The sequence below is a fragment of the Streptomyces sp. NPDC000151 genome, from assembly GCF_040301705.1.
In the GTDB taxonomy this organism is placed as follows: domain Bacteria; phylum Actinomycetota; class Actinomycetes; order Streptomycetales; family Streptomycetaceae; genus Streptomyces.
The window spans coordinates 1-4,423 of sequence record NZ_JBEPFC010000268.1 but is presented as its reverse complement, the minus strand read 5'-3'; the positions used below and the strand labels follow the sequence as shown (position 1 = coordinate 4,423).

Here is a 4,423-nt window from a genome sequence, read left to right as displayed (position 1 = left end):
GGGGATCTCCGCGGCGGCTTGGGGGACGACGCGCCCGGCGCCGCACCGCGGTCGGACCGCGCGGCGCGGCGCTGCGTGCCGGGGAAACGGGCGCTCCAGCGAGTGAAGTTCACGGAGGTGTACCTCTTACTTCGCGTCGCGGCGCCGAGTCGGTCCGGCGGCCAGAAGGTACCTCCCGGCCGTTGGCTGGCGGAAGGTCGGGCGGGGGCGCGCCGAGCGCCCTCTGGCGTGATGCAGCAAACGTCCCAATTCCTCGCGCTTGTCACTCTTTGCAGATACGAGCCCACCCATGGTCACACGTCCAGTGTGGCCGACCGGACTGACATACGTCAGACGCCGGGGTGGCGGGTGGAGTTCCTGACCGCGTACTTGACCGCCCGTTCGACTGAACGCAACGGTGAACGTATGACCGACGGGGGCATATGGTCCAGGGCCATGCCCGGCCGACACCGTACGCGCGGCATCCCTGCACCGCGCTCCGGGCCACCCGAAGGGGCGTCGGCCCCGCGTCAACCCCGCGCCGGTCCCGCCGTCAACTCGCTTCGTTGTGGCGCCCCGTGCCCGCCGCGAGTTCGAACTCCGCCCTCGGGTGCTCCAGCGAGCCCAGCGAGACGATCTCGCGTTTGAAGAACGCGGCGAGCGACCATTCGGCGAGCACGCGGGCCTTGCGGTTGAAGGTCGGGACGCGGCTGAGGTGGTAGGCGCGGTGCATGAACCACGCCGGATAGCCCTTCAGCTTCCGCCCGTACACGTGCGCCACGCCCTTGTGCAGCCCCAGGGAGGCGACCGAGCCGACGTACTTGTGGGCGTAGTCCTCGACGGGCTCGCCCCGTATGGCCGCGGCGATGTTCTCCGCGAGCACCTTGGCCTGACGGACGGCGTGCTGGGCGTTGGGCGCGCACTCCTTGCCGGGCTCGTCGGCGGTCACATCCGGTACGGCGGCGGCGTCACCGGCGCCCCAGGCGTGCTCGACGCCCGCCACCCGGAGCGCGGCGGTGCACTTCAGACGGCCGCGCTCGTTGAGCGGGAGATCGGTCGCGGCCAGGATGGGGTGCGGTTTGACGCCGGCCGTCCACACGAGGGTGCGGGTCGGGAAGCGTGACCCGTCGTCCAGTACGGCGACGCGGTTCTCGCACGTCTCCAGGCGCGTGTTCAGCCGCACATCGATGTTGCGGCCGCGCAGCTCCCGTACCGCGTACTCGCCCATCTCCTCGCCGACCTCGGGCAGGATGCGGCCGGTCGCCTCGACCAGCAGCCACTTCATGTCCCCGGGGCGGACGTTGTGGTAGTACCGCACCGCATAGCGGGCCATGTCCTCCAGCTCGGCGAGCGCCTCGACGCCCGCGTAACCGCCGCCCACGAAGACGAACGTCAGCGCGGCGTCCCGGACTGCCGGGTCGCGAGTGGAGGAAGCGATGTCGAGTTGCTCCAGTACGTGATTGCGCAGGCCGATGGCTTCCTCGACGGTCTTGAAGCCGATACCGAAATCGGCCAATCCCGGCACGGGCAGGGTGCGCGAGATCGAGCCGGGTGCCAGCACCAGTTCGTCGTACCGCGTCTCGACGGCGCCGGTGCCCTCCTCCTCGGTGGCCAGCGTCTTCACCGTGGCCGTGCGCTTGGCGTGGTCGATGCCCGTGACCTCGCCGATGACGATGTGGCACAGGGGCAGCACACGGCGCAGGGGTACGACCACATGACGCGGCGAGATGGAGCCGGCCGCCGCTTCCGGCAGGAACGGCTGGTAGGTCATGTACGGCTCCGGACCGACCACCACGATCTCGACCGTGCCGCCCTGCAGTTCCTTCCTGAGCTTCCGCTGCAGGCGGAGGGCGGTGTACATGCCCACATAGCCGCCGCCGACTACGAGAATGCGCGCCGGGTGCTTCACAGAGGATCTCCTCGCGACGTCGCCCGTGGCCCGTGGGGTGCGTCCGGAGCCGTCGGTCCGGCCCGCGGCGGAGCCACGATCAGGTGCCGTGTACCCGCTTCGGGACACAGCATTTCTCCATGACGCACCCCCGCCGCCTCTTTGTCCACAGGACAGGCGAAATACGGTCGGTGCCCGGCACCCCCTGTTGGAACCTCCCCTTCCGCCGTTGTGGAATGAGGTCCGCAGGTCAGGCGGGGGGTGCGAGATGGTGGGAGTGTACGGAAACGGGATGGAACGGGCGCGTACTCCGTTCGAGGGGCGGACTGTACGGAACTGCCCCCTTCATTCTTGACCTGCGCTCAACTATGTTCGTACCTCGTCGGGGTGGAGCCTTTGTCGGCTGCCCCGGCAGTCAGGGCGGGGAGTCTCCGGGGGGAGACGTCATTACCGGGGGATCATCTATGCACATGCAGAGTTCTCATTGGCCGGCGGCTGTGGCGCCCGTGCCGGGTGACCGGACCGGCGGCGTGGGCGAGGCCGGCGTGTCCGGCCGGACCACACCGCTCCGGGTGGACGCACAGCGCAACTTGGAACATGTTCTGCGAGCTGCCCGTGAAGTCTTCGGCGAGCTGGGATACGGCGCGCCCATGGAGGACGTGGCCCGTCGGGCCCGGGTCGGGGTGGGCACGGTCTACCGCCGTTTTCCGAGCAAGGACGTGCTGGTCCGCCGGATAGCGGAGGAGGAGACCGCACGGCTGACGGACCAGGCGCGCACCGCGCTCGGGCAGGAGGACGACCCGTGGTCGGCCCTCTCGCGCTTCCTGCGCACGTCCGTGGCGTCCGGCGCCGGCCGCCTGCTGCCGCCCAGCATCCTTCGGGTGGGCAGCGGCGTGGACGGGGCCGACGGGCTCACGGGGGCGCGGGTGCCGCAGCAGCGGACGGCTCCCGAGCCGCCCGTCGCGCCCGGCGAGCTGCGCATCGTCGCGCAGCGCACGGCGCCGGACGACGAGCCGGCCCAGTCGCACTCCAACGGGCAGGCCCCGGACGGGCCGACGGCGGACAGCGGGGCGCCCAGGCGCTCCTGGACGTCGTCGGGCAGCTCGTGGAGCGGGCGCGCGAGGCCGGGGAGCTGCGCGCCGACGTCACGGTGTCGGACGTGCTGCTGGTCATCGCGACGGGCGCGCCCTCGCTACCGGACGCGGCGCAGCAGCAGGCCGCCTCCGCGCGGCTGCTGGAGATCCTCCTGGAGGGTCTGCGGTCACGGCCGATGGCCTGACGACGGCTTGCGGGGCCGGCCGGGGCAGTGGCCCCGGCCGGCCCTTTGCCTTGCGGCCCGCAGGTCACAGTCCATACACGCTTCGGCGTACCCCTAAGCCTGCAAGCATGCCCCGAAAGGGCGAGGGCTAGAGCTGTTAGACGATAAGTCAATCCGGATGAGTGATTGCGCCGCTGCCCCGTAAGGGTTCGGCCATCCTTGTGACAGGCTTGCGCGATGTTCAGATGCGGGAGCGTGGTCCGGGGGCCTCGGCGATGACATATGAGGGGCGCGACGAGCGCGACGGCGGCGGCGTCGGCGCGGAATCCACCGCCTCCGGCAGCGACAGGAACCGACCGGAAGCCGTGCCGCAGCAGCGCGTGCCCGAGGACGTCGGTGCCCAGGCGGCCGGGCAGCATCCTTCCGGATCTTCCGGAGCTTCCGCAGCGGAGCCCGGTACGCCCGGTACGCCCCCGTCCGACGCCGAGCTCATCGCCCGTATGCGCACCGGTGACGACAGCGCGTACGAAGAGCTGTACCGCCGGCACGCCGACGCGGTACGCCGCTACGCCCGCACCTGCTGCCGGGACGCGCACACCGCTGACGACCTGACCGGCGAGGTCTTCGCGCGCACGCTGCAGGCGGTGCGCCGCGGGGCCGGCCCGAAGACCGCGGTGCGCGCCTACCTGCTCACCACCGTGCGCCGGGTGGCCGCCAGCTGGGGCAAGACCGCCAAGCGCGAACACCTGGTCGAGGACTTCGCGGTCTTCGCGTCCTCGGCGGCCGGCTCCTCCATGGACGACGACACGCTCGACCTGGGGGCCGACGTGCGCGCCATGCACGAGGCCGAGCAGACCATGGCCGTCCAGGCGTTCCGCAGCCTCCCCGAGCGCTATCAGACGGTGCTGTGGCACACGACCGTCGAGGAGGAGTCCCCGAGCGAGGTCGCGCCGCTCCTCGGGCTGTCCGCCAACGCCACGGCCGTCCTCGCGCACCGGGCCCGTGAGGGCCTCAAGCAGGCGTACCTCCAGGCGCACGTCAGCCAGTCCCTGACGGCGGGCGGCGACTGCGCCCGGTACGCGGACCAGCTGGGCGCCTACGCGCGCGGCGGCCTCCGGATGCGGGCCGAGCGCGGGCTGCGCAAGCACCTGGAGGAGTGCCCGCGCTGCCGGCTGGCGGCGCACGAAGTCGCGGACGTCAACCAGCGCATCCGCGCGGTGCTGCCGGTCGCGGTCATCGGCTGGTTCGCCGCCGGGTACGCGGTCAAGGCCGCGGCCGCGGTCACCGGGATCGCCGGA

The 4,423-nt window shown here is 71.6% G+C and carries 2 protein-coding genes and 1 pseudogene; 2 read left to right on the top strand and 1 reads right to left on the bottom strand.

Annotation, left to right across the window (positions count from 1 at the left end):
• Nucleotides 1-532: 532 nt before the first annotated feature.
• Nucleotides 533-1,888, bottom strand: a complete 1,356-nt coding sequence (locus tag ABT381_RS35240) for an NAD(P)/FAD-dependent oxidoreductase (RefSeq protein ID WP_351602033.1) — start codon at nucleotides 1,886-1,888, stop codon at nucleotides 533-535.
• Between the two features lie 443 nt (nucleotides 1,889-2,331).
• On the opposite strand from ABT381_RS35240, the pseudogene ABT381_RS35235 reads away from it, so the two are divergent.
• Together ABT381_RS35235 and ABT381_RS35230 are read left to right on the top strand one after the other, a co-directional pair.
• Nucleotides 2,332-3,146, top strand: a pseudogene (locus tag ABT381_RS35235) (TetR/AcrR family transcriptional regulator).
• A 254-nt stretch (nucleotides 3,147-3,400) separates the two neighbouring features.
• Nucleotides 3,401-4,423 (top strand): sigma-70 family RNA polymerase sigma factor (locus ABT381_RS35230; protein ID WP_351602031.1); only part of this gene is annotated, 1,023 nt, incomplete at its 3' end.